Origin of the sequence: Thioalkalivibrio sulfidiphilus HL-EbGr7, from assembly GCF_000021985.1 — a bacterium.
GTDB lineage: Bacteria > Pseudomonadota > Gammaproteobacteria > Ectothiorhodospirales > Ectothiorhodospiraceae > Thioalkalivibrio_A > Thioalkalivibrio_A sulfidiphilus.
In genome coordinates this window covers 2,160,907-2,185,742 of record NC_011901.1, presented here as the reverse complement: position 1 = coordinate 2,185,742, position 24,836 = coordinate 2,160,907, and the positions used below count along the sequence as shown (strand labels likewise).

The 24,836-nt window shown below is 67.8% G+C and carries 23 protein-coding genes; 16 read left to right on the top strand and 7 right to left on the bottom strand.

From position 1 onward, the window contains the following. Positions 1-32: 32 nt before the first annotated feature. The 13 genes from iscA to der all read left to right on the top strand — a co-directional run bounded on the left by iscA (position 33) and on the right by der (position 12,047). Complete coding sequence (iscA, locus tag TGR7_RS10300; RefSeq protein ID WP_012638616.1) at positions 33-356, top strand: iron-sulfur cluster assembly protein IscA; 324 nt, start codon at positions 33-35, stop codon at positions 354-356. Between the two features lie 25 nt (positions 357-381). Further along, positions 382-924, top strand: a complete 543-nt coding sequence (gene hscB, locus TGR7_RS10295) for a Fe-S protein assembly co-chaperone HscB (RefSeq protein ID WP_245522975.1) — start codon at positions 382-384, stop codon at positions 922-924. 74 nt (positions 925-998) lie between these two features. Further along, the gene (hscA, locus tag TGR7_RS10290) at positions 999-2,870 is read left to right on the top strand and encodes a Fe-S protein assembly chaperone HscA (protein WP_012638614.1); all 1,872 of its coding nucleotides are present in this window, start codon (positions 999-1,001) and stop codon (positions 2,868-2,870) included. Positions 2,871-2,944: 74 nt separating this feature from the next. Beyond that, a complete protein-coding gene (fdx, locus tag TGR7_RS10285; RefSeq protein ID WP_012638613.1) occupies positions 2,945-3,283 on the top strand; it encodes an ISC system 2Fe-2S type ferredoxin in 339 nt (112 codons plus the stop codon). 14 nt (positions 3,284-3,297) lie between these two features. After that, on the top strand, positions 3,298-3,492 hold the full coding sequence (gene iscX, locus TGR7_RS10280; RefSeq protein ID WP_012638612.1) for a Fe-S cluster assembly protein IscX: 195 nt from the start codon (positions 3,298-3,300) through the stop codon (positions 3,490-3,492). A 328-nt stretch (positions 3,493-3,820) separates the two neighbouring features. Continuing rightward, positions 3,821-4,252, top strand: a complete 432-nt coding sequence (gene ndk, locus TGR7_RS10275) for a nucleoside-diphosphate kinase (RefSeq protein ID WP_012638611.1) — start codon at positions 3,821-3,823, stop codon at positions 4,250-4,252. A gap of 85 nt (positions 4,253-4,337) precedes the next feature. After that, positions 4,338-5,468 (top strand): dual-specificity RNA methyltransferase RlmN, encoded by a 1,131-nt coding sequence (gene rlmN, locus TGR7_RS10270; protein ID WP_012638610.1) that lies wholly within the window; start codon positions 4,338-4,340, stop codon positions 5,466-5,468. Next, entirely contained in the window at positions 5,465-6,241 is a 777-nt protein-coding gene (pilW, locus tag TGR7_RS10265) for a type IV pilus biogenesis/stability protein PilW (RefSeq protein ID WP_012638609.1), read from the top strand. The genes rlmN and pilW overlap by 4 nt, the downstream gene beginning before the upstream one ends. Next, on the top strand, positions 6,231-7,208 hold the full coding sequence (locus tag TGR7_RS10260; protein ID WP_012638608.1) for a helix-turn-helix domain-containing protein: 978 nt from the start codon (positions 6,231-6,233) through the stop codon (positions 7,206-7,208). The genes pilW and TGR7_RS10260 overlap by 11 nt, the downstream gene beginning before the upstream one ends. Before the next feature lie 40 nt (positions 7,209-7,248). Continuing rightward, positions 7,249-8,523: a histidine--tRNA ligase gene (gene hisS, locus TGR7_RS10255; RefSeq protein ID WP_012638607.1), complete on the top strand. Its 1,275-nt coding sequence runs from the start codon at positions 7,249-7,251 to the stop codon at positions 8,521-8,523. Between the two features lie 241 nt (positions 8,524-8,764). Continuing rightward, entirely contained in the window at positions 8,765-9,394 is a 630-nt protein-coding gene (locus TGR7_RS10250) for a YfgM family protein (protein ID WP_012638606.1), read from the top strand. After that, the gene (gene bamB, locus TGR7_RS10245; RefSeq protein WP_012638605.1) at positions 9,391-10,593 is read left to right on the top strand and encodes an outer membrane protein assembly factor BamB; all 1,203 of its coding nucleotides are present in this window, start codon (positions 9,391-9,393) and stop codon (positions 10,591-10,593) included. The genes TGR7_RS10250 and bamB overlap by 4 nt, the downstream gene beginning before the upstream one ends. 59 nt (positions 10,594-10,652) lie before the next feature. Next, a complete protein-coding gene (gene der, locus TGR7_RS10240; protein WP_012638604.1) occupies positions 10,653-12,047 on the top strand; it encodes a ribosome biogenesis GTPase Der in 1,395 nt (464 codons plus the stop codon). 250 nt (positions 12,048-12,297) lie between these two features. On the opposite strand, the gene TGR7_RS10235 is transcribed toward der, so the two are convergent. Beyond that, entirely contained in the window at positions 12,298-13,116 is an 819-nt protein-coding gene (locus TGR7_RS10235; protein ID WP_012638603.1) for a peptidoglycan DD-metalloendopeptidase family protein, read from the bottom strand. A gap of 302 nt (positions 13,117-13,418) precedes the next feature. Between TGR7_RS10235 and TGR7_RS10230 the strand changes: the two genes are divergently transcribed. The 3 genes from TGR7_RS10230 to TGR7_RS10220 all read left to right on the top strand — a co-directional run bounded on the left by TGR7_RS10230 (position 13,419) and on the right by TGR7_RS10220 (position 15,689). After that, positions 13,419-14,585, top strand: coding sequence for a pyridoxal phosphate-dependent aminotransferase (locus tag TGR7_RS10230; protein WP_012638602.1), 1,167 nt, complete (start codon positions 13,419-13,421; stop codon positions 14,583-14,585). Between the two features lie 146 nt (positions 14,586-14,731). Further along, positions 14,732-15,136, top strand: a complete 405-nt coding sequence (gene mscL / locus TGR7_RS10225; protein ID WP_012638601.1) for a large-conductance mechanosensitive channel protein MscL — start codon at positions 14,732-14,734, stop codon at positions 15,134-15,136. Positions 15,137-15,200: 64 nt separating this feature from the next. Continuing rightward, complete coding sequence (locus TGR7_RS10220) at positions 15,201-15,689, top strand: TspO/MBR family protein (protein WP_012638600.1); 489 nt, start codon at positions 15,201-15,203, stop codon at positions 15,687-15,689. Positions 15,690-15,932: 243 nt separating this feature from the next. Here the strand turns inward: TGR7_RS10220 and TGR7_RS10215 are convergent, their stop codons facing one another. The 6 genes from TGR7_RS10215 to TGR7_RS10185 form a co-directional block, all read right to left on the bottom strand. Beyond that, entirely contained in the window at positions 15,933-16,808 is an 876-nt protein-coding gene (locus tag TGR7_RS10215) for an AEC family transporter (RefSeq protein ID WP_012638599.1), read from the bottom strand. Positions 16,809-16,856: 48 nt separating this feature from the next. After that, entirely contained in the window at positions 16,857-18,065 is a 1,209-nt protein-coding gene (glcF, locus tag TGR7_RS10210; RefSeq protein WP_012638598.1) for a glycolate oxidase subunit GlcF, read from the bottom strand. A 6-nt stretch (positions 18,066-18,071) separates the two neighbouring features. Further along, on the bottom strand, positions 18,072-19,133 hold the full coding sequence (glcE, locus tag TGR7_RS10205; protein ID WP_012638597.1) for a glycolate oxidase subunit GlcE: 1,062 nt from the start codon (positions 19,131-19,133) through the stop codon (positions 18,072-18,074). After that, a complete protein-coding gene (locus TGR7_RS10200) occupies positions 19,133-20,644 on the bottom strand; it encodes an FAD-linked oxidase C-terminal domain-containing protein (RefSeq protein WP_012638596.1) in 1,512 nt (503 codons plus the stop codon). The genes glcE and TGR7_RS10200 overlap by 1 nt, the downstream gene beginning before the upstream one ends. 386 nt (positions 20,645-21,030) lie before the next feature. After that, positions 21,031-22,380: a four-carbon acid sugar kinase family protein gene (locus TGR7_RS10190; RefSeq protein ID WP_012638594.1), complete on the bottom strand. Its 1,350-nt coding sequence runs from the start codon at positions 22,378-22,380 to the stop codon at positions 21,031-21,033. 80 nt (positions 22,381-22,460) lie between these two features. Further along, the gene (locus TGR7_RS10185) at positions 22,461-24,686 is read right to left on the bottom strand and encodes a phosphoketolase family protein (RefSeq protein WP_012638593.1); all 2,226 of its coding nucleotides are present in this window, start codon (positions 24,684-24,686) and stop codon (positions 22,461-22,463) included. Positions 24,687-24,836 lie beyond the last annotated feature (150 nt).

Sequence of the window (24,836 nt, the reverse complement as noted above, 5' to 3'; positions counted from 1 at the left end):
ACCAGACGTAGCAAGACGAGTTAGGAGTCATCATGGCCATCACACTGACCGAAAGCGCCGCGGACCGCGTCAAGACCTTCCTTGCCAAGCGTGGCAAGGGGCTGGGCCTGCGCCTGGGCGTGCGGACCACCGGTTGCTCCGGCATGGCCTATGTCATCGAGTTCGCCGATGAGCTGGACGAGGGCGATACCGTGTTCGAGGACAAGGGCGTCAAGGTGATCGTCAATCCCAAGAGCCTGGTGTACCTGGAAGGCACGGAGCTGGACTTCGCCCGCGAAGGCCTCAACGAGGGTTTCAAGTTCAACAACCCCAACGAGAAGGACCGTTGTGGCTGCGGCGAGAGCTTCAACGTCTGAGGCGCATGGCGCGCCGGTGATCCCCGTGAACCTGGACTTCAGTCAGAACCATTTCGAACTGATGGGTCTGCCGGTGGGCTTTGCGCTTGACCGGGCCGCCCTGGAGGACGCCTACCGGCGACTCCAGGGGCAGCTGCACCCGGATCGCTTTGCCCAGTCCGGTGATCAGGAACGGCGCCTCGCGGTGCAGGGTGCGGCCTGGGTCAACGAGGCCTACGCCACCCTGAAGGACGACACCCGCCGCGCCCGCTACCTGTTGACCCTCCAGGGCGTGGAGTTCAACGACGAGCGCGATACCGCCAGTGATCCGGTCTTCCTCATGGAGCAGATGGAACTGCGCGAGGCCCTGGAGGAGGCGCCCGAGGCCGCCGACCCCCTGGGCCGGCTGGATGCCCTGAGCGGTGACATCGCTGCCCGCCGCAAGGCCCTCTCGGCGCAGTTCGCCGAGGCCCTCGATGCGGATCGTGTGGACGAGGCGAAGACCCTGGTGCTGAAGATGCGCTTCTACGACAAGCTGCGCGACGAGGCCAGGCGCACCGCCGAGCGCCTCGAAGACGAATTGCTTTGAAACCCTACGAGGTGCGGGTGGCGTGTAGGCACTTGTATCTTGCCACTTGCCTCTTGTCTCTAGAGATTTAATTCATGGCCCTGTTGCAGATCTCCGAACCCGGCATGTCCACCAACCCCCACGAGCACCGGCTCGCGGTGGGCATCGACCTGGGTACCACCAATTCCCTGGTGGCCTCGGTGCGCAGCGGTGTGGCCGAGACCCTGCCCGATGCGGAGGGCAGGCACCTCTTGCCTTCCGTGGTGCATTACAGTGCCGACGGCGTGACCGTGGGCCACGAGGCCAAGCGCCGCGCCGCCCTGGACCCGCTCAACACCATCGCCTCGGTGAAACGCCTGATGGGCCGTGGCGTGGAGGATCTGAAGACCCTCAACGGCCACATCCCCTATGAATTCGTGGCAGGCGAGGGTGGCGTGCCGCGCATCCGCACCGCCGGCGGCGATGTGACCCCGGTGCAGGTCTCCGCCGAGATCCTGAGGGTGCTGCGCGAGCGCGCCGAGGCGAGCCTGGGCGGTGAACTGTCCGGTGCGGTGATCACCGTGCCTGCCTATTTCGACGACGCCCAGCGCCAGGCCACCAAGGATGCCGCCACCCTGGCGGGCCTCAACGTGTTCCGCCTGCTCAACGAGCCCACGGCGGCGGCCATCGCCTATGGCCTGGACAAGGGCCAGGAAGGGGTCATTGCGGTCTATGACCTGGGCGGCGGCACCTTCGACATCTCCATCCTGCGCCTGTCCAAGGGCGTGTTCCAGGTGCTGGCCACCGGCGGCGACAGTGCCCTGGGCGGCGACGACTTCGACCGCGCCATCGCCGAGTGGATCATGCAGGAGGCCGGCATGGCCGGCGAGTCCGATCACCAGCGCATGCGCAAGCTGATGATGGACGCCTGCGCCGCCAAGGAGGCGCTCAGCGACAGCGACGAGACCGAGCTGAGCATCCAGGTGGCCGGCGACCAGGTGTGGAATGGCTGCATCACCTGCGAGCAGATGAACTGCCTGATCGAGCCGCTCATCAACAAGACCCTGGCCGCCTGCCGCCGCGCCCTGCGCGACGCCGGCGTGGAGCGGGACGAGGTGATCGACGTGGTCATGGTGGGCGGTTCCACCCGGGTGCCCCACGTGCGCCAGCGGGTGGCGGAATTCTTCGGCCGCGAGCCCCGGGTGGACATCGACCCGGACCGGGTGGTGGCCGTGGGTGCCGCGCTGCAGGCGGACGTGCTGGCCGGCAACAAGCCCGACGAGGAGATGCTGCTGCTGGACGTGATCCCCCTGTCGCTCGGCATCGAGACCATGGGCGGCCTGGTGGAGCACATCATCCCGCGCAACACCACCATCCCCGTGGCCCGGGCCCAGGAATTCACCACCTTCAAGGATGGCCAGACCGCCATGGCGCTGCACGTGGTGCAGGGAGAGCGCGACGTGGTGGACCACAACCGCTCCCTGGCCCGCTTCACCCTGCGCGGCATCCCGCCCATGGTGGCCGGCGCGGCGCGCATCCGGGTCACCTTCCAGGTGGATGCCGACGGACTGCTCAATGTCAGCGCCCGGGAGGAGCTGAGCGGCGCCCATGCGGCCATCGAGGTGAAACCCTCCTACGGGCTCACCGACAACGAGATCGAGACCATGCTGCGGGATTCCATGAGCCATGCCCGCGAGGACATGGAGGCCCGCCGCCTGCGTGAACAGCAGGTGGAAGCCGACCGGGTCATCGAGGCCCTGGACGCGGCCCTGGCCGCCGACGGCGAGGCGCTGCTGGAGGCCGCCGAACGCCAGGCCATCGACGCGGCCCGGGAGCGCCTGGTGGCCGCCCGCGCCGACGGCGACGCCGAGACCATCAAGCGTGCCATCCAGGGCGTGGAGAAGGCCGGTGAGGACTTCGTCGCCCGGCGCATGAACCAGAGCATCCGCAAGGCCATGGCCGGTCACCGGGTTGAAGAATTCGAGTAAGGTCCCAATGAATCGGTGGCCGGGGGCACGCAGACATCCCGGCCGCACAAGACACTGACAGCAACGAGATCACCATGCCCCAGATCATCTTTCTGCCCCACGAGGACATCTGCCCGGAAGGCGCCGTGATCGATGTCGAGCCCGGCACCACCATCTGCGACGCCGCGCTCGCCCACGGCATCGAGATCGAACACGCCTGCGAGAAGTCCTGCGCCTGCACCACCTGCCACGTGTACGTGCGCGAAGGCGGTGAGTCCCTGGAGGACCCCACCGAGGACGAGGAGGACATGCTCGACAAGGCCTGGGGCCTGGAGCCGGACTCCCGCCTCTCCTGCCAGGCGCGGGTGGACGACAAGGACCTGGTGGTGGAGCTGCCCAAGTACACCATCAACCAGGTCTCCGAACATCACTGATCCGGAGTCACGCCATGAAGTGGACCGACACCCTCGACATCGCCATCGCCCTTGACGAAGAACATCCCGACGTGGACCCCACCCGGGTCAATTTCGTGGACCTGCGCAACTGGATCATGGAACTGGACGGCTTCGACGACGATCCCGCCCACTGCGGCGAACGGATCCTGGAAGCGGTGCAGATGGCGTGGATCGAGGAGAAGGGATGAGCGTGAGGGGATAGGTGTCAGGCGAGAGGTGTGTGACCCGTAGGTCGGCCTTCAGGCCGACGCCGCAGTCCACCGAAGCCTCGCCTGTCGGTCTGAAGGCCGACCTGCCAAGTGGGCCTCGTCCATTCAGCCCTTGGGCCTCTCCGCTTGCTGCTCAGCCACAGCCCCTTTGCCAAACCCCTGTCCGGACGGTTAAAATGGCCGGATTGTGGTGGGTTGGGGTGCCAGTACCCGCATCCGTCGTCACCTGAGCCGATTCACGACAAACCCGCGCGACCACGCGGGTTTGTCATTTGAACTTTCAAAACTTCTGTCCGGAGTCTTTACCATGGCCGTTGAACGCACCCTGTCCATCATCAAGCCCGATGCCGTCGCCAAGAACGTGATCGGCGAGATCTACACCCGTTTCGAGAAGGCCGGTCTGAAGATCGTCGCCGCCCGCATGATGCACCTGTCCCGCGAGCAGGCCGAAGGCTTCTACGCCGTGCACAAGGAGCGTCCCTTCTTCAAGGACCTGGTGGACTTCATGATCAGCGGCCCTGTGATCGTGCAGGCGCTGGAAGGCGAGAACGCCGTGGCCCTGCATCGTGACATCATGGGCGCCACCAACCCCAAGGACGCCGCTCCCGGCACCATCCGCGCCGACTTCGCCGAGAGCATCGACGAGAACGCCGTGCACGGTTCCGACAGCCTGGAGAATGCCGGCAAAGAGATCGCGTTCTTCTTCAAGCCCGAAGAGATCTGCGCCCGCACGCGCTGAGCACCCGACACGCCGGCGGCGGCCCTGTGCAAGCCGCCGGTGTGCTCCGGTCAGGATGTCGCAGGGCGGAGGTAGCGAGTACCCGATGACTGACAGCCCGAAGACCAATCTGCTGGGCATGACCCGGCAACAGCTGGAAGGCTTCTTCACCGCCATGGGGGAGAAGCCTTTTCGCGCTGTACAGGTGCTGAAATGGATACACCAGCACTGGGTGGAAGACTTCCAGGACATGACCGACCTGTCCAAGGCGCTGCGCGAGCGTCTGGCCCAGGTGGCGGAGATCCGTGCCCCAGAGGTGGTCTATGACCAGGCCTCCGCCGACGGCACCCACAAGTGGCTGCTGCGCCTGGACGACGGCAACTGCATCGAAACGGTGTTCATCCCGGAGAAGGACCGCGGCACCCTGTGCGTCTCCTCCCAGGTGGGCTGCGCCCTGGACTGCACCTTCTGTTCCACGGCCCGCCAGGGTTTCAACCGCAACCTCTCGAGCGCCGAGATCGTCGGCCAGCTGTGGCTGGCCAACCGCCGCTTGGCGCCGGAGCGCACCGTGGCTGGCAAGGCCCCGGAGCGCGTGGTGAGCAACGTGGTGCTCATGGGCATGGGCGAGCCGCTGCTCAACTTCGACAACGTGGTTGATGCCATGCGCCTGATGCTCGACGACAACGCCTACGGCCTGAGCAAGCGCCGGGTGACCCTGAGCACCTCGGGCATCGTGCCTGCCATGGACCGCCTCAAGGAGACCCTGGACGTAGCCCTGGCGGTGAGCCTGCATGCGCCCAACGACGCCCTGCGCGACGAGCTGGTGCCCATCAATCGCAAGTACCCCATCGCCGAACTGCTGGACGCCTGCCGGCGCTATGTGCGCGAGGAGCGCCACCACCAGCGCATCACCTTCGAATACGTGATGCTGGAAGGGGTCAACGACAGCCCGGAGCACGCCCGGCAGCTGATCGCCCTGCTGCGTGACGTGCCCTGCAAGATCAACCTGATCCCCTTCAATCCCTTCCCGGAGACCCGCTATCGTCGTTCCGGGGATGCCGCCATCCGGCGCTTCCAGGAGATGCTGGCCAACGCCGGCTACACCACCATCACCCGCCGCACCCGGGGTGACGACATCGACGCCGCCTGTGGCCAGCTGGTGGGCAAGGTGGCCGACCGCAGCCGCCGTGCGCTGCGTTTTGCACGTCTCGAAGGAACCGGAGGAACCGCACCATGATGCATGTCTCGTGGCACCGCTGGACCCTGTTTGGATTGCTGCTTGCCCTGCTGCTGGGCGGCTGCGCCTCACAGCCCACCACCGAGAGCCGCGAGCGTGACCGGCGTGCCGCCGCCATCAACGTGGACCTGGGCCTGCACTACCTGTCCAACAACAACCTGGAGCAGGCACGCATCAACCTGAACCGGGCGCTGGAGGTCGATCCGCGCTATTCCCAGGCCCACAGCGCCTTCGCGCTGCTGCAGGTCCGGCTCAACAACCCCGAGAACGCCGAGCGTCACTTCAAGCGCGCCCTGGAACTGGACGCGGAAGACTCCTTCACCTGGAACAACTACGGCAGCTTCCTGTGCGCCCAGGGCCGCAAGGCCGACGCCCAGCGCGCCTTCGACAAGGCACTGGCCAATCCCTTCTACCGGACACCGGAGCAGGCCCTGACCAATGCCGGCGTGTGCGTAATGGAGACCGGTGATAACGCCAAGGCGGAGGAATACCTGCGCCGCGCCCTGGACAACAACCCGCGCTACACCCCGGCCCTGCTGGAGATGGCGCGCCTGACCTTCCAGGCGGAGCGCTACCTGCAGACCCGCGCCTTCCTGTCGCGCTTCACCGCCGAGCAGGAGCACACCGCCGAGACCCTGTGGCTCTGCTACCAGGCGGAAACCGCCATGCGCAACCACGAGGCGGCGGGCAACTGTTCCGTGCGCCTGAAGGAGCGTTTCCCGGATTCCCGCCAGACCGCAGCGCTGCTGGAGCTGGAACGACGTGGCCGCTGAGCGCGACGCAGACACCGGCCAGGAACCTGTTCGTCGGGTACCCGGACCCGGCGCGGAACTGCGCCGCGCCCGCGAGGCCGCGGGCCTCAGCACCGGGGAACTGGCCAGCCGTTTGCACCTGGGCGTGGGGCTCATCGAGGACCTAGAAGGGGACCGTTACGACAGCCTGCCCCAGCCGGCCTACGTGCGTGGCTATCTGCGCGCCGCTGCCCGCGCCCTCAACATCGACGCCGCACCCCTGATCGAGGCCTACGATGCCCAGGGCCTGTCCGAGCCCAAACTCGACGTCCCGCCCGCCGTGGCCCGATCCGGCGTGGCGCCGGCGAACCGGGGGCACCGCCGGGCGCCTTATCTGCTGGGCCTGCTCATCCTGGTGGCGCTGGCGGGCCTGATCGCCTACGGCTGGTTCGAGGGGCAGGACGTCCTCACGGGTGCCCGTGACGAGGAACCGACCACCCGCGCGCCCCTGGCCCTGCAGACGCCTGCCCCGCCGGAACCGGTCCTGCGCGCGGAACCTGATGCAGCGATCCCCGATGCAGCGATCCCCGAAACACGGCCGCCCCTGGCAGGAGACGCCGAGCCCTTGCTCCCCGAGACCCACATGCCCGTGGAAGAGCCCCCCGCGGCATCTCTGCCGGTCCCGACACCCGCGCCACCCCCGCCAGCACCGAGGGCTCAGCCTGCACCCGCCCCGGCGCCGGCCACCCCGCCAGCCGCGAACGGCAGCGTGCTCGTGCTGCGTTTCGCCGAGGACTCCTGGGTGGAGATCAGCGACGCCCGTGGTGAAAGCCTGCTGGTGGGGCTGATGCGCGAAGGCACCGAGCGGCGCCTGGAAGGGGTGCCTCCCTACCGGGTGTTCCTGGGCAACGCCCCGGGCGTGCGCATCGAGCACGATGGCAGCAGCTACGATGCCGCGCGCCATGCCCGCACCGACAACACCGCCCGATTCACCCTCGAACGACCCTGAGCCTCAGGGTACGCATTCCCGGATCACGACCCCGAACACCATGTCCAAGACCCTGCAATCCATTCGCGGCATGCACGACGTGCTGCCCGCCGATACCCCCGCCTGGCAGTGGCTGGAAGCCGCCGCCCGCGAGCTGCTGGCCGGCTACGGCTATGAAGAGATCCGCATGCCCATCGTGGAGCAGACGGAGTTGTTCGCCCGCTCCATCGGCGAGGTCACCGACATCGTCGAGAAGGAGATGTACACCTTCGAGGATCGCAACGGCGACAGCCTGACCCTGCGTCCGGAGGGCACCGCCGGCTGCGTGCGCGCCGGCATCGAGCACGGCCTGCTGCACAACCAGCAGCAGCGGCTCTGGTACATGGGCCCCATGTTCCGCCACGAGCGTCCCCAGAAGGGCCGCTACCGGCAGTTCCACCAGATCGGCGTGGAGACCTTCGGCATGGACGGCCCCGACATCGATGCCGAGCTGATCATCCTGACCGCGCGTCTGTGGCGGGTCCTGGGCCTGAAGGACGTGCGACTGGAGATCAACTCCCTGGGTTCCACCGAGGCCCGTGCCGCCTACCGGGCACTGCTCGTCCAGCACTTCGAGGCCCACGCCGAGGTGCTGGACGAGGACGCCAGACGGCGCCTGCACAGCAACCCGCTGCGCATCCTGGACAGCAAGAACCCCGCCATGCGCGAGGTGATCAGGAGTGCCCCCAGCCTGCTGGACCACCTGGATGAGGCCTCCCGGGCGCACTTCGAGGGCCTGAAGGCCCTGCTCACGGCGGCGGGCATCGAATTCACGGTGAACCCGGCCCTGGTGCGCGGACTCGATTATTACTGCCGGACCGTGTTCGAATGGATCACCGAGTCCCTGGGCGCCCAGGGCACGGTCTGCGCCGGAGGCCGGTATGATGGCCTGGTGGAGCAGCTGGGCGGGCGGGCCACCCCGGCGGCGGGTTTCGCCATGGGCCTGGAACGTCTGCTGGCCCTGGTGGAGGCGGGTGGTGCCCGTCCGCCGGCACCGAAACCCCACGCCTACCTGGCCCTGGCCGGGGAGGGCACCCAGGCCGAGGGCCTGCGTCTGGCCGAGTCCCTGCGCGATGCGCTGCCGGGCCTGCGCCTGGTGGTCAACGGCGGTGGCGGCGGTTTCAAGGCCCAGATCAAGCGCGCCGACCGCAGCGGCGCGGATCTCGCCCTGATCATCGGCGAGTCGGAGCTGGCCGAGGGCACCATCCTGGTCAAGCCCCTGCGCGAGGCCGGCGGCGAACAGCAGGCGGTGCCGCGGGACGGGCTCGCGGAGTTTCTGCGGGCGCGGATTGGTTGAAAAGCTTGTTTAGCCGCAGAGGTCACAGAGGACACAGAGACAAGACTCTGTAGGTCGGACTTCAGGCCGACTATCGCAGTCTGATCAGGACACCGTTGTGTCGGGCTGAAGCCCGACCCACGAGGAAAGAATGTTTGAGTTCTCTGTGTCCTCTGTGCCCTCTGTGGCAAAAAAACGCATTGGATCTTCCTGACGCCAAACGTGTCAGTGACAAACAACAGCAGCAAGTGGAGAAGGCTCAGTGAGCGAGTACACGACAGACGAGGAAAAGGTCGAGGCCATCAAAAAATGGTGGCAGGAAAACGGCAAGGCGGTGATCGCCGGCATCGTGCTGGGCGTGGGCGGCCTGTTCGGCTGGCGCTACTGGGTGGACCTGAACGAAACCCGCGCCGAGCGCGCCTCGGACCTGTTCCTGGCGGTGGATCGCGCCTCCCGTGCCGGTGACCTGGAGCAGGCCCGGCAGCAGGCGGACCTGTTGCGCGCCGACTATGCCAGGACCCCTTACGCCCCGCTCGCGGCCCTGGAACTGGCCCGCCTGCAGGCCGCCCGAGGCGAACTGGATTCCGCCGAGGAGAACCTGCGCTGGGCCATCGGCCAGGGGCGCAGCGAGGAAGTGACCTGGACCGCGCGGGTGCGTCTGGCCCGGGTGCTGGTCGCCCTGGAGCGTGCCGACGAGGCCCTGGAGACGGTGGCCGGCAGCCATCCCCAGGGCTTCGAGGCGCTGGTGGAAGAGGTGCGCGGCGATGCCTGGCGCGCCAAGGGCGACCGGGATCAGGCCCGTGCCGCCTATGACCGCGCCATCGCCGCCTCCATGGGCGGCACCGAGTTCCTGCAGATGAAGCGCGACGACGTGGCGGTACCCGGCGCATGAGATTCATGAGCATCTTCGCTTCCCGGTCCTCCCTGCGGGTGGCGCTGCTGGGCGCGGCGCTGCTCTTGGGCGGCTGCGGCACATTCTCCCGGGACAACACCGAGCCGCCCGCGCCGCTGCCCGATTACACCCGGACCGTGTTGCCCTCCACCGTGTGGAATCGCGATACCGGGGGTGGTGTGGGCCGGTTCTATGTCTACCTGGTGCCGATGCGCTTCGGGGACGGCGTCTACGTGACCGATGCCGAGGGCCGGGTCACGGCGGTCAATGCCGAGGACGGCCGGCAGCGCTGGTCCGTGAACCTGTCGGTGCCGGTCACCGGCGGCGTGGGTGGCGGCGACGGCCTGGTGATGGTCGGTACCGCCAAGGGCGAGATCATTGCGCTCGACATGGAGAGCGGCGAGATGCTGTGGAGCCGGCGCCTGTCCAGCGAGGTGATGGCCATCTCCAGCGTGAGCCAGGATCGGGTCGTGGCGCGCACCAACGACGGACGCGTGCACGCGCTGCACGCCGGCACCGGCGAGCCGGACTGGCTGGCGGGTCGCACCACCCCGGCGCTGAGCCTGCGCGGCGTGGGCCAGCCGGTGATGGTCCCGGGGCGCGTGATCGTCGGCTTCGACAACGGCCGCGTGCTGAGCCTCGGGCTGGGCCGGGGCAACGTGCTCTGGGAGACCGCCCTGGCCGTGCCCAGCGGCCGTTCCGAGCTGGAACGCATGGTGGACGTGGACGGCCATATCGTCGTGGCCGACGGCCGCGTCTACGCCGTCGCCTATCAGGGGCGCGTGGCGGCCCTGAGCCTGGCCGATGGCCGTATCCTGTGGGAGCGCAACTTCTCCTCCCATCGCGGTCTGGCCGTGGGCGGCAACCAGGTGTTCATCACCGATGCCGAGGGCCACGTCTGGGCCCTGGACCGCAACAGCGGCGGCACCCTCTGGCAGCAGGAACTGCTGCGCCTGCGCGGCGTGACTGCGCCGGCGGTGCTGGGTGATCACGTGGTGGTGGGTGACTACGAGGGCTACCTGCACTGGCTGTCCCGGGAGGACGGCAGTCTGGTGGGCCGCCTGCGCACCGATTCCTCCGGCCTCATGTCCCGGCCCATCGTGCACGAGGGACGACTGTACGTACTGGGTAACGGCGGCAGGCTCTCCGCCGTGGTGCCTGAAGGTGGCCGACGCGCCCGCTGGTCGGACAGCGAATGATTTTCTCCCCGTGGATCCGTTTCCCCGGGGATCACTGACAACGGACCACTGACAACGCCATGCTTCCGGTCATCGCCCTGGTGGGCCGCCCCAATGTGGGCAAGTCCACCCTGTTCAACCAGCTGACCCGTTCCCGGGATGCCCTCGTGGCAGACTTCCCGGGCCTGACCCGTGACCGTCAGTACGGCCCGGGCCGGGTCGGGGGCTTCCCCTACATGGTGGTGGACACCGGCGGCCTGTCCGGCGAGGCGGAGACCCTGGACAACCTCATGGCCCGCCAGACCCAGCAGGCCATCGACGAGTCCGACGTGGTGCTGTTCCTGGTGGACGGCCGCGAGGGACTCACGGCGGCGGACCAGGCCATCGCGCGGTCCCTGCGTACCCAGGGCAAGAAGGTGCTGCTGGTGGTCAACAAGACCGACGGCGTGGACGCCGACCAGGCCATGGCCGAGTTCCATGCCCTGGGCTTCGGTGCCCCGATCCCCATTGCGGCGACCCATGGACGCGGCGTGCTGGGCCTGATGAACGCCGTGCACGCGCTGCTGCCGGAGGTGGAGGAGATCCAGGCGGAGGCGGAGCGCTGGCCGGGTATCCGCATCGCCTTCGTGGGCCGGCCCAACGCCGGCAAGTCGACGCTGATCAACCGCATCCTGGGCGAGGAGCGGGTCGTCGCCACCGAGATCCCCGGCACCACCCGGGACAGCATCTTCATCCCCTTCGAGCGCGACGGCCAGCAGTACACCCTGATCGACACGGCCGGCGTGCGGCGCCGTTCCCGGGTGCACGAGGCCATCGAGAAGTTCAGCGTGGTGAAGACCCTGCAGGCCATCGACGCCGCCCACGTGGTGGTGATGGTGCTGGATGCCCGGGAGGGCATCTCCGAGCAGGACGCGCACCTGCTGGGCGTGGTGCTGGACGCCGGCCGCGCCCTGGTGGTGGCCATCAACAAGTGGGACGGCCTGGACCCGGACCAGCGTGACCGCATCCGCCACGAGCTGGATCTCAAGCTGCCGTTCCTGGACTTCGCCGAGAAGCGCTTCATCTCGGCGCTGCACGGCACCGGGGTGGGCGACCTCTTCGCCCACGTGAAGCGGGCCTACGATTCCGCCTTCATCAAGGTCTCCACCAACCATCTCACCAAGCTGCTGGAAAGCGCCATGGTGGCTCACCAGCCGCCGCTGGTGTCCGGTCGTCGCGTGAAGCTGCGCTACGCCCACCAGGGTGGCCAGAACCCGCCGATCATCGTCATCCACGGCAACATGACCGAGCGGCTGCCCGGCAGCTACAAGCGCTACCTCAGCAACCACTTCCGCCAGCACCTCAAGCTGGTGGGCACCCCCATCCGCCTGGAATTCAAGACCGGCGAAAACCCCTACGCCGGCAAGCGCAACGTGCTCACGCCGCGTCAGCAGTACAAGCGCAAGCGCATGATGCGACACGCGAAGAAGAAGTGAGGCGTTAGGAGGTAGGCGTAAGGTGCGGGAAAGTAGGCCGGATAAGCGCAGCGCATCCGGCGACTGGATCTTCCCTGCAGGAGCGGCGACCCCGCCGCGAATCGGCTGAGGCGATGGCGCAGCGCTCATCACGCAGAGGACGCAAAGACGCAGAGAGCGCAAAGGGTTTTCATGAATAATACTCTGCGCTCTCCGCGTCTTTGCGTCCTCTGCGTTTACAGATCCGTCCGGAGCATCTCCGATCTACGGCTCACGGGCGCGTGAAGAACAACTCCGGATCCACTGGCGTGCGATTGAGATACACCCCCCAATGCAGGTGTGGACCCGTGACCCGTCCGGTCATGCCCATGGTGCCGAGCCGCGCACCGCGTTCCAGCCGTTGTCCTTCCTCAACGCCGATGCTGTCCAGGTGCGCGTAGAAGCTCAGCAGACCGTGGCCGTGGTCCAGCATCACCGCCTTGCCGGCATAGAAGAAATCCCCGGTGAGGATCACCCGCCCGGGTGCGGGCGCGTGGATGGGCGTGCCCACGGGCGCGGCGATGTCCAGGCCGCTGTGGGGATTGCGTGGCTGATCGTTGATGAAGCGGCGCAGGCCGAAGCCGCTGGAGAAGCGGCCCTCGGAAGGCACGGCGAAATCGAAATCGGGCGTTGCATCCGACCAGGTGGCCAGGGCTGCACGGATGCGCACGCGGTCCGCCTCGATGCGTTTTAGATCATCGGGTCCCGGGCTTATCATGCGCTCCTCGCGGATGGTGATGCGGCTCTCTGCATAGTCACGGTGCAGCACCGTGAAGCCGTGCCGCGAGCGACGCCCGTCGGGCCAGGTCACTTCGATGCGCTGGTCTCCTGGCTCAAGGGACAGGGGCAGACCGACCACTGCGCGCCAGCTGTTCTCTGTGCGCACCACCGCGACCCGTTCACCGTCGAATTCGGCCCGGGGCGCATCTTGCGATGGGCCCAGGTCCAGGATCGCCACGCCGCCCGGTGCGGGCAGGGCGGTGGGCAAGGCCAGCAGCAGGGAGGGGCAGAGGAAGAGAATCAAGAACAGGGTCGCGCGCATGGCGCTCATGCTAGCACGGAGCAGTGTCCGACCCTGTGTGCCTTTTGGTTGGCAAGGACCCCTTTTGCCACAGAGGTCACAGAGGTCACAGAGAACGAAATACACTACTTTGTGCGGCAACGATAAGGGGCGCTCATCAGAAACGGACGTTTTGCTCCCGAATTGGCCCGGCAGGCTGAAAGTCTCTCAGCAGAGAGAGGCACAGTGATCTTATTCTCTGTGCCCTCTGTGCCCTCTGTGCCCTCTGTGGCAAAACTTCCTGGTTTTGAACGGGTAAAAAGAACCCACCACACCCGTGCTAGCATGGCGCCATGAAACGCCCTGCACACATCGCCCGCCGCATGGCGGACATCGAACCCTTCCACGTCATGGACCTGCTGGCGCGGGCTCGCAGGCTTGAGGCCGCCGGGCGAAGCATCGTGCACCTGGAGATCGGCGAGCCGGACTTTGCCACGCCCGAGCCCATCATGGAGGCTGGGCGTCGGGCGCTGGCCGACGGCCACACCCACTACACCCCCGCCGTGGGCCTGCCGGCCCTGCGCGAGGCCATCGCCCGCTTCTACCAGGACCGTAACGGGGTGGAGGTCTCGCCGGAGCGCATCATCATCACCCCCGGTGCCTCCGGCGCCCTGCTGCTGGTCATGGCCGTGCTGCTGGACCCGGGCGACCAGGTGCTCATGGCCGATCCCGGTTATCCCTGCAACCGCCATTTCGTGCGTACCTTCGAGGGCGAGCCGGTGTCCGTGCCGGTGGGTCCGGAGACCGCCTACCAGCTCAATGCCGGACACCTGGAAGCACATTGGGGCGAGCGCACTGTGGCGGCCCTGGTGGCCTCGCCCGCCAACCCTACCGGGACCCTGGTGCCCCGCGCGGAGCTTGAGCGCATGGCCGATTTGGTCGCCAGGCGCGACGGGCGCCTGATCGTGGACGAGATCTACCACGGCCTGGTCTACGGCGAGCCCGCCGCCACGGCCCTGTCGATCTCCGACGACGTGTTCGTCATCAACAGCTTCTCCAAGTACTTCGGCATGACCGGCTGGCGGCTGGGCTGGATCGTGGCACCCGAAGACTACGTGCGCCCCATCGACAAGCTGGCCCAGAACCTGTTCCTGGCCGCGCCCACCCCGGCCCAGCACGCCGCGCTCGCCGCCTTCCGCCCCGAGACACTGGAGATCCTGGAGGCCCGTCGCGAGGCCTTCCGTGAACGCCGCGATTTTCTGCTGCCCGCGCTGCGTGCACTGGGCTTCGGCATCCCGCTGACGCCCGAGGGTGCCTTCTACATCTACGCCGACAGCAGCGCCTTCGACACCGACAGCCAGCGCCTGGCGGAGCGCCTGCTGGATCAGGCGGGTGTGGCCATCACCCCGGGGCTGGACTTCGGCCATCACCGGCCCGAGGCCCATGTGCGCTTTGCCTATACGCGGGAGGTTGCCGTGCTGGAGGAGGCGGTGGCGCGCCTGCGACGGGCCCTGGGGTGAAGCGACATCGGCATCGCCTCCTGCTGTTCCTTGAGTGCCTCCCTGTCCCTGATTCTTGAACTACGCTTCTAGTGGTTCCACGGCAAGTTTGTCCTGTCAGTCTGCGGGCCGAACGGGTGTTCAATCTCTCAAGGGGAGTGTGTCCAATGGGCATGTTGAAGGAGTTCAAAGAGTTTGCGGTCAAGGGCAATGTGGTGGACATGGCGGTGGGTATCATCATCGGCGTGGCGTTCGGCAAGATCGTGTCATCATTCGTGTCCGACGTGATCATGCCGCCGCTGGGCCTGCTGATCGGCGGGGTGGATTTCAGTGATCTGGCCATCACGCTCCAGCATGCCGGGGAAGGGGTGGCGGAGGTGACGCTGCGCTACGGCGTGTTCCTGCAGGCGATCTTCGATTTCATCATCATCGCCTTCGCCATCTTCATTGCGGTCAAGGCCATCAATACCCTGAAGAAGAAGGAAGAGGCGGCCCCGCCGCCGGCCCCGCCCGAGCCTTCCAGCGAGGAGAAGCTGCTCGCCGAGATCCGCGACCTGCTCAAGCAGAAGTGATCCTGACCGGAAGCCCGGAGCCTGCTCCGGGCTTTTTTCCTTTCGACCTGTCAACGGACATCCCATGACTGCCACCTGGCGCAATGGTCTCGGCCTGATGGCATGGCTGCTGGTCAGCTTCGCGGCCGCCGCCCTGGCGGGCTTGGCCTCCGCCGATGCCGGGAGCTTCTACCAGCAACTCCAGCGCCCCGCCTGGGCGCCGCCGGGCTGGCTGTTCGGGCCGGTGTGGACGCTGCTGTACCTGATGATGGGCGTTGCCGCCTGGCTGGTGTGGCAGCGGCGGGATGCCCTGGGCAACCAGGCGCTGATCCTGTTCCTGGTGCAGCTGGGCGCCAACGTGCTCTGGACCTGGCTGTTCTTCGTCTGGCGTCTGGGTCTGCTCGCCTTCCTGGAGATCCTGGTGCTCTGGTGCCTGGTGCTGGCGACGCTGATCGTCTTCTGGCGGGTTCGTCCGCTGGCGGGTCTGCTGCTGGTGCCTTACCTGGCCTGGGTCAGCTTTGCCACGGCGCTCAGTTATACGATCTGGCGGCTCAATCCAGCGTTGCTGGGATAAGGGCCGGGCGTCCTGTCAGGAACACCCGCCCGGATGTTGCATGAAGGGATTGCGATTGATGGTGGTCGCTATCCAGTAGCAGTCTATCCGTAGGGCGGGCCATGCCCGCCGGAGGGCGCACCCGCCGTCGAGAGGCGGCCACGGGCCGCCCTATGCAGGCCGGTGGCCTCGCGGGGCGAGCAAGGAAAGCGCATGCGTCGCTGCTTCCGGTGGGGTGCCGGATGCGGCTGCGCTTTATCCGGCCTACAGCACCCAGGCGAGTACGGCGGACAGGCTGAAGATGCTCAGCAGGTTGGCGATGAACACGATGGAGGCCACCCGCTTGGGCTCCTGCTGGAACTTCTCGGCCACCATGTAGTTGAGCACCGCCGGCGGCAGGGCGGCGAAGATGAACAGGTAGGCCATCTGCTCCGGGCTCAGGGTGAGCCAGGGGTAGAGCAGCCCGGCGATCACCAGGCCACTGACCGGCGCCAGCACCGCGCCCCACAGGCCCAGGCGCCAGTCGCTGAAATCCGCATCCACCATGCGCACCCCCAGGGTGAACAACATCAGCGGGATGGCGATCTGCCCCATCATCTCGATGGGCACCGCCGCCACCGATGGCACCACGAAACCCGACAGGCTCACCGCGATGCCGGCGATGCTGGCCAGGATCATGGGCGTGCGCAGCACGTTCCAGAGGTTTGCCCTGTGGTTGACCATGTACATGCCCGCCGTGAAGTGCAGGGTGTTCTCCACCAGGAACAGCACGATGGCGGCGGGCAGGGCGGCCTCGCCGAAGGCCAGCAGCAGGATGGGGATGCCCATGTTGCCGCTGTTGGTGAACATCATGGGCGGCACGAAGGTCTTCCAGTCCACCCTGAGCAGGCGCACGAAGGGCAGCACCACCAGGCCGGACCCCAGCACCACCAGGGTGGCCGCCAGGGCCAGCTGGGAGTAGTCGGCGATCTGGAAGCCCTGGGCCGACAGGGCGCTGAAGATCAGCGCGGGGGTGAAGATCTCCATGTTGAGCCGGTTGGCGGTGTCGATGTCGGTGGGGAATCGACGGCCGTAGAGGAAACCCAGGGCTACGATCAGGAAGACCGGCAGGACGGTGTTGAGGACGGGGATCAGGTTCATATTCGGCGTGCCAGGGAGAGCGGCGCGGCATGGCCGCCCGCATGCGGATCAGTTCGCCGGTGGGTCAAGCAGCGTGATCCAGTGCACCACGGGGACGTCGCTCCCCGAGGCCAGGTGGGTCTGACAGCCGATGTTGGCGGTGGCGATGAGTTCGGGGCCGTTGGCCTGCAGCTTGTGGAGCTTGTCCTCGCGCAGGCGCCCCGCGATGTCGCCCTGCAGGATCGAATAGGTGCCGGCAGAGCCGCAGCACAGGTGGCTGTCCGCCACCGGCAAGAGTTCGAAACCGAGGCGTGTCAGGATGCCCTCCACCACGCCGCGCAGCTTCTGGCCGTGCTGGAGGGTGCAGGGCGGATGGAAGGCGATGCGCCGCCGGGACACCCGGAAACCGGACAGGTCGGCCTCGGCCAGCACCTGGCTCAGATCCCGGGTCAGGGCCGCGATGTGCGCCGCCTTTTCCGCATACGCGGGATCGTCGGCCAGCAGGGCGCCGTAGTCCTTGACCTGCGCGCCGCAGCCGCTGGCGGTCATCACGATGGCCTCGGCGCCGGCCTGCACCTGGGGCCACCAGGCGTCGATGTTGCGTCGGATCTGTGCGCGGGCCGCCTCGAAGGCCCCCAGGTGCTGGTCGATGGCGCCGCAGCAGCCGGCGGCCGGGACACTCACCAGTTCGATACCCAGGCGGTCCAGCACCCGGGCGGCCGAGGCGTTGATGTCCGGGGACAGGGCGGGCTGCACGCAGCCCTCCAGCAACAGCATGCGCCGGGCGTGCTGCCGGCCCGGGCGCCGGGGCGCGGGCCGGGATTCGGGGACACGGCGGCGCAGGGACGCGGGCAGCACCGGACGCGCCAGGCGGCCCAGGGCGAGGCTCACGCCGAACAGCGGCGAGCGCAGGAAGCGCCGCAGGGCGCCGCGCAGCAGGCGCTCGCTCAGGGAGCGTTGCACCTGCTGCTCGATCACCTCGCGGCCGATCTCCACCAGGCGGCCATAGCGCACACCCGAGGGGCAGGTGGTCTCGCAGTTGCGACAGCTGAGGCAGCGGTCCAGGTGGCTCAGGGTCTTGCCGGTGGGTGTGTGGCCTTCCAGCATCTGCTTCATCAGGTAGATGCGGCCGCGCGGACCGTCGAGTTCATCGCCCAGCAGCTGGTAGGTGGGACAGGTGGCATTGCAGAAGCCGCAGTGCACGCAGGCGCGCAGGATCTGCTCGGCCTCGCGGCCCTGGTGGGTGTCCTTGATGAAATCGGCAAGCTGAGTCTGCATGGGAGATCAGAAGTCGGGGTACATGCGATGGCGGTTGAAGATGCCGGCGGGGTCCATCGCCTGCTTGAGATTGCGGTGCAGGCGCAGCAGCGCGGGCGTCAGGGGATGGAAGACCTCGCCGGTGCCGCCGTGTCCCCGGAACAGGGTGGCGTGGCCACCCAGGGCGGCGGCCCTAGCGCGCAGGACCTCGGCGGGTGCGTCGCTGCATAGCCAGCGCTGCGCGCCGCCCCATTCGATGAAGGTCTCCCCCAGCCCCAGGGACGGGGCCGCGGGCGGCAGCGACAGACGCCACAGGGGGCCGGGCCGGTCGAAGAACGGGTGGCTGTGCTCGCGTACCGAGTGCCAGAAGTCCCGGGACTCCGGCAGTGTCTGTCCGTCCAGGACCTGCTCGGCGGCCTCCAGTGAGCGTTCGCCACCGCACACGCGCACGTACAGGCGCTCGCCGTCGTGAGCGGTGGCGGTGATGGACAGGGAGGTGCGTCCCAGGGCGGTGAGCCGGGCGAGGGCGGTGGCCTCGTCCATCTCGAACACGGCCGTGCGTTCGAAGGCGGGCCTGGGCAGGACCTTGAGGGAAACCTCCAGCAGCACGCCCAGGGTGCCCAGGGCGCCGGCGTTGATGCGGCTGAGATCATAGCCGGCCACGTTCTTCATCACCTGGCCGCCGAACGACAGGATCTGCCCGCGCCCGTTGATCAGCTTGACCCCCAACAGGTTGTCGCGCACGGCACCGGAGAAGGCGCGGCGCGGCCCGGACAGGCCACTGGCCACAGCCCCGCCGATGGTGGCGGCCGCGCCGAAGGCGGGGGGCTCGAAGGGCAGTTGCTGGCCATGGTCGCGCAGGCGCTGTTCCAATTCCGCGAGCGGCGTGCCCGCGCGTGCCGTGATCACCAGTTCGGTGGGTTCGTAGCTGACGATGCCGCGGTGCCCGATCATGGACAGGGGCTCGCCCTCGCTGCGCAGGCCGTAGAAGTCCTTGGTGCCACCGCCGCGGATCAGCAGTGGCGTGCCGGATTCGGCGGCGACCCGCACCTGTTCGGCCAGGGCCTGGCTCAGATCGGCGTCGTGCATCAGAACCTCGGGATGTCCGGGTGGGGCAGCTGTCCGTGGTGCACATGCATGGCGCCGAATTCCGCGCAGCGGTGCAGGGTCGGCACGGCCTTGCCCGGGTTGAGCAGCCCCCGGGGATCGAAGGCGGCCTTCACCGCGTGGAACTGGGTCAGCGCGTCCGGCGTGAACTGGGTGCACATCTGGTTGAGCTTTTCGATGCCCACGCCATGTTCGCCGGTGATCGTGCCGCCGTACTCCACGCACAGTTCCAGGATCCTGCCGCCGAAGTCCTCGGTCCGTTCCAGCTGCCCGGGGGTGTCGGCATCGTACAGGATCAGGGGGTGCAGGTTGCCGTCGCCGGCGTGGAACACATTGGCCACCCGCAGTCCGAACTCATCGGACATCTCGCCGATGCGTCGCAGGACCTGTCCCAGGTTCTTGCGCGGGATGGTGCCGTCCATGCAGTAGTAGTCCGGCGACAGCCGGCCCACGGCAGGGAAGGCGGCCTTGCGTCCGGCCCAGAAGCGCAACCGTTCCTGGTCGTCGCCCGCCGTGCGCACCTCGGTGGCACCCTGGGCGATGAGCAGTTCGCGCACCTGCATGATGTCTTCCGAGACCTCGGCATTGGTGCCGTCCAACTCGCACAGCAGGATGGCCTCGGCCTCCACCGGGTAGCCGGCGTGCACGAAGTCCTCGGCGGCACGGATGGAGTTGTTGTCCATCATCTCGAGACCCGCGGGGATGATTCCGGAGCCGATGATGGCGGCCACAGCCTCGCCGGCCCGCTCCACGTTGTCGAAGGCGGCCAGCAGCACCTGGGCCCGCTCGGGCCTGGGCAGCAGCTTGACGGTGATCTCCACGATCACCCCGAGCATGCCCTCGGATCCGGTCATCAGCGCCAGCAGGTCGTAGCCGGGCGAATCCAGGGACTGGCCGCCGAGGGTGATCAGTTCGCCATCGATGGTGACCACTTTCAGTTCCAGGATGTTGTGCACCGTGAGACCGTACTTCAGGCAGTGCACGCCGCCGGCATTCTCCGCCACGTTGCCGCCGATGGAGCAGGCGATCTGGGAGGAGGGGTCGGGGGCGTAATAGAGACCGTGAGCGGCGGCGGCCTCGGAGATGGCCAGGTTGCGCACGCCCGGCTGCACGCGGGCGCAGCGGTTGTCCGGGTCGATGGCCAGGATGCGGTTGAACTTCGCCAGGCCGAGCAGCACGCCGTTGGCCAGGGGGAAGGCCCCGCCGGAGAGCCCGGTGCCGGCACCCCGGGCCACCACGGGCACCTGGTGTGCCTGGCACAGGCGCAGCACCTGCTGCACCTGTTCGATGGTCTCGGGCAGCACCACCAGCATGGGTTTGCGACGGTAGGCGGACAGCCCGTCGCATTCGTAGGGGCGCAGGTCCTCGTCGTCGTGGAGCACGCCCTGGGACGGCACCACGCCGAGCAGTTCACGGATCAGGGCGTCACGCTCCCGGGCGCTGACCGCGCGGGGCTCTTCCAGGTTGGCCGGCCTCAGGGCATCGGCGGACATGGGACTCCTCCGGTCGGCGTCTCTTGGGACGCCGTCGTTATGGGTTTATCGGCCCGCTGGCATCGGTGACCCGCGGGCTCAAGGCGGTGAGGCTGTATGGCGCTGCATGACGTTGCAGCGCGATCTGTTCGCCAATGGTAGCGCAACCAGACATCGGCAGGCGCGTCCTCGAAAGCCAGAAAACCATGCTGGCGAGATCAGCGCGCTTCGGGGCGCACCTTGCTATCTTGCGTCTCCTGCAATGCCTGGTGTGTGCCCGGCGCGTCGGTGCAGGCGTGTCTGCGATGGCATTGGCCGCACAGATAGACACGGCCGAGAGGCCGCAGATAGCCGTAGTGTCCGCAGTACTGGCATAGATCAATCATGGTCCGCTCTCTCCAGTGTCCTCAGCCGGCCGCTTGATGCCGGTGACCGTCGCCCGGCAGGGCGAGTCTACGGTAGGCCTCGGCCAGGGCGTGTTCGTCGCCCACGTTGCCCGGGAAGATCACCACCGGCAGGCCCGGGAAGCGGGGATGGTCGTCGGGGCAGCGCACCACGGAGCAGCCGGTGAGGATCTGGCCCAGCACCCGCGAGGTGGCCAGGGCCAGCCCGGTGCTCAGGGTGTCGTTGGAGGTGATGCCGCCCTTGCTGATCAGGTAGCCGATGTCCGCGGGCAGGCCGCGCACCACGTCCATGAGCAGGGCCGAGACCTGTTCGCCGAAGGCAAGCCGGGTCTGCTGGTCCGGGAACTGGCGCTCGGCGCGGCTGGTGTAGACCACGGGGGTGTCGCCCCGCTCGTGGATCGCCTGGATGGCCGCCAGGGTCTCGCGCAGCACGGCGTCCCGTTCCCCGGGCAGCCGGTTGACGTCGATCTCCACGCCCGCCGTGCCCGGTGTCTCCAGCAGGCGGTGCAGCTGCTGGGTGGTCTTTTTCACATGGGAGCCGACGATGACCGCGCCAGGGCGGCCGCCACGCACGTAGCGGGACATGGCCTCGGCGGGCACGGGCTGGGCGGGCAGCCTGGCCAGGGCGGTGAGCAGGCTGGCGGCGCTGCGGAACAGGAAGCGTTTGCCTCGTGCCGCCGCCGTCAGCACGGCATCGGCGAAGCGCTCGAGATCCGCCTGGGTCTGCGCGTCCACCGCGGCGCAGGCGTTGCCTTCCAGGGCCATGAGCCGGTCGGTCACGTCGCCGCGCAGGTCGGCGAGGGTGAAACGCTGCACGGTCTCGGCGGGGATGCGTCCGCGGGTCTTCTCCGCCACGTAGTCGGGCAGGTAGCTGTGGCGATAGGCGAACACCGAGTCCCGGGCGAATTCCGTCTCGTGGGCAGGGACGGGCTTGCCGGCCTGGACCACGTAGTGCACCGAGTCCCGGGTGATGCGTCCGGCCTCGATGAATGCGGGCACCAGGAAGTGGGCATCGAACGGGCCCATGGCCTCGGCGATCACGTCGGTCTCCACCGGGTAGTGACCCCGCAGGGTGGAATCGGAGCGGCTCACCATCACCGGGTTGACCGGGTGTCCGGCGGCGGCCTCCTCGGCCAGTGCCTGCCTGAGATTGGCGCAGACCTCGCGGGTGATCTGTGCCGCCCGATGGGCGTCCATGCCCCGGGTGTTGGTCAGCACGAAGAAGATGGGCGAGGCGTCCCGCAGCGCCTGGCGCAGGGTGGCCACGTCCCAGCGGGTCAGCAGCAGGCAGCTGTGCACCGTCTGAGAACCGGTGGGGTCGTCGTCCAGGGCGATGATCTTGGTGTCGCTCATGCCGTGAGGGTCTCCGCGAGCGGTGTGCCGAGTCGCAACACATCCCGGGTGCCCGGGCACCCGGGATGGCCGGTCGTCATTTATCGCGCCAGATCCTTCACCCGTGCGGCGATGTCCTCGCCGGTCATGGCGTTGACCTGGAACAGTTCATCCGGGGAGGCGGTGGTCTCGCCGCGCTTCCAGGCGAACACGTCGCGCCGGGCGGCGCGGGTGCGCAGCATGACCGGCTCCAGGGAGCCGCTGGCGCCGCCGGTGACGCCGATCAGGATGTCGCCGTCGAACAGGGCATTGAAGTGATCATCATCCATGAACAGGTTGTCGGGCTGGGAGACGCTGTCCCAGGCCACGTCCGTGGGCCGGTACAGGCGGCGCGGGTTGGCCACGCTCACGATGCGCACGCGGAAACCCGCCGCTTCCAAGGTGTCCCTGGCTTGGAACACCGGCAGCAGGACCATGTCGCCGGTGACCGCGAACACCACCTGGACGCCGTCGCCATTGGCACTCTCATAGAGGCTGATGGCCCCTTTCTCGATGCCCTCCCGGGCCTGCGCCAGGGTGGTGTGCACGGGCAGGGGGCTCTTGGAGGCGATGATCACCATGCCCTTGTTGCTGGCCTGGGTGGCCCACTCGTAGGCCACCTGGATCTGGTTGGCATCGCAGGGGAACAGCGGGAACACGTTGCCGTTGCGCATCATGGCGGCGAAGTAGTTCTCGATCTCCGGGCGCTGGTGGGTCCAGCCGTTGCGGCCCTGTTCCAGGGCACCGGCGGTGAACATGCACACCATCGCCGGGGTGCGCCGGCGCAGTTCCGCCATGGCCTGGGTGACGGTCTGCACAATGGGCCAGCCGTTGATGGCAAAGCTCTCGTAGGAGAGCCACAGGGCGCGCGAGCCGAACAGGGCAAGCCCCGCGGCCAGCCCCGCGCAGGCGTCTTCGTTGAGCGGTTCGTAGACCTGACCGGTGGGTTCCTGGTTGTAGAGCGGGTCCACCGTGGGGTGGCGGATCTTCAGGGCGTCGTTGATGTTCTTCATGGCCGAGGCCTCGTTGCCATCGGCATTGCTCACCACGTAGCGGGGGTCGGCCTTGCCCACGGCGGCCACCAGGGCACCCATGGCGGTGGCGGGCACGGCCTTCTCGCCCACGGGGAATTCCTGCATCGGCAGCCGGCCCAGTTCGGGCAGTTCCCGTTCACGTTCGGTGACCACGGTCTTCGCCGCCGGGCCACCGCCGGCGCGGCTGAAGTTGGCGCGCACGGTCTCCCAGGCCTCGGGATTCAGGGCGCGGCGCTTCAGCCCCTCGATGATGTGGGGCTGGTCCAGGGTGTCCTTGGGATAGAGGTTGTGGGACTTGGAGCCCACGGTGTGCACGCCGGCGCCCTTCATCTGCTTGACGATGAAGGCGGTGAGCCGGCCGCCCAGGGCGGCGCGGGCCGCCCGGTCCATGCCGCTCAGCACGGCGCCCGCGAAGGCCAGTCGCTTCTCCAGGGAGAAGTAGGTGCTGTCGGCGTAGGCGCTGTCCTGGCCGGAGTCGTCGAAGTCCCTGGCGTCCACCAGGATCACTTCCTCGAAGCCGTGGCCCTTCCAGTAGGCGATCATCTCCTGGTTGCCCCAGGTGGAGCACATGGCGTGGTGCTCCTGGCTGTAGCCGTTCCAGATCAGCACCGGCAGGAAGTTGGTCACCTGGGGATAGGCGGTGTGGAAGTGCATCATGGCATTGAGCACGTAGGGCTCGCCCATGCCGCCGTCACCGATGGTCACCGGGAACAGGGTGCCCGGGTGAAGCAGGGCGCCGGCCATGGCGAAGTGCTGGCCCTGGCCCAGAGGGCCGGCCGGGGCGAGGATGCCGGGAATGGCCCCGGAGAGGTGGCCCAGCAGGCCATGGCGCTCGCGGAAGCGGGTGCGCATCTGCATCACCGTGTGGATGCCCATCTCCTCCAGGGAGCCGTCGATGAACATGGCGCTGTAGAAGCCGGGGGCGTGGTGACCCACCTCGGTGACGATGTTGGTGTGGCCCAGCATCACCAGGGAGGCATAGGCCTCGGCGCTGGAGGCGAAACCGCCCGGATGACCGGAGCCCTTGGCACCGGTGACCTGCAGGGTCAGGTAGCGCAGGGCATCGGCCCCCAGCAGGGTCTGGTACGCGGCGGCGGGAGCTGTGGGGTCGGCAATGGCGGTGCTGCCCTCGGCGATCAGCGGCACGGCGCCGAGTCGGTCGAACTCGGGCAAGGGGGACGCGAAGTGCTCGATGCCCTCGCAGAAGGCGGGGATGGCGGCGTCAGGGGCGATGGGCTGAGCGATGCTGTTCATGGACGTTCTCCTGGCTGGGCATGCCATGGGTGTCGGGGCTTGATCCAAACACTAGTCGCGACCCAGGTATTTCACAATACATAACAGATTTCACTATGCGAAATATCCATCCCTTCGGCACGCGGAGCACGAGGCCAGGGATCCTGTCCC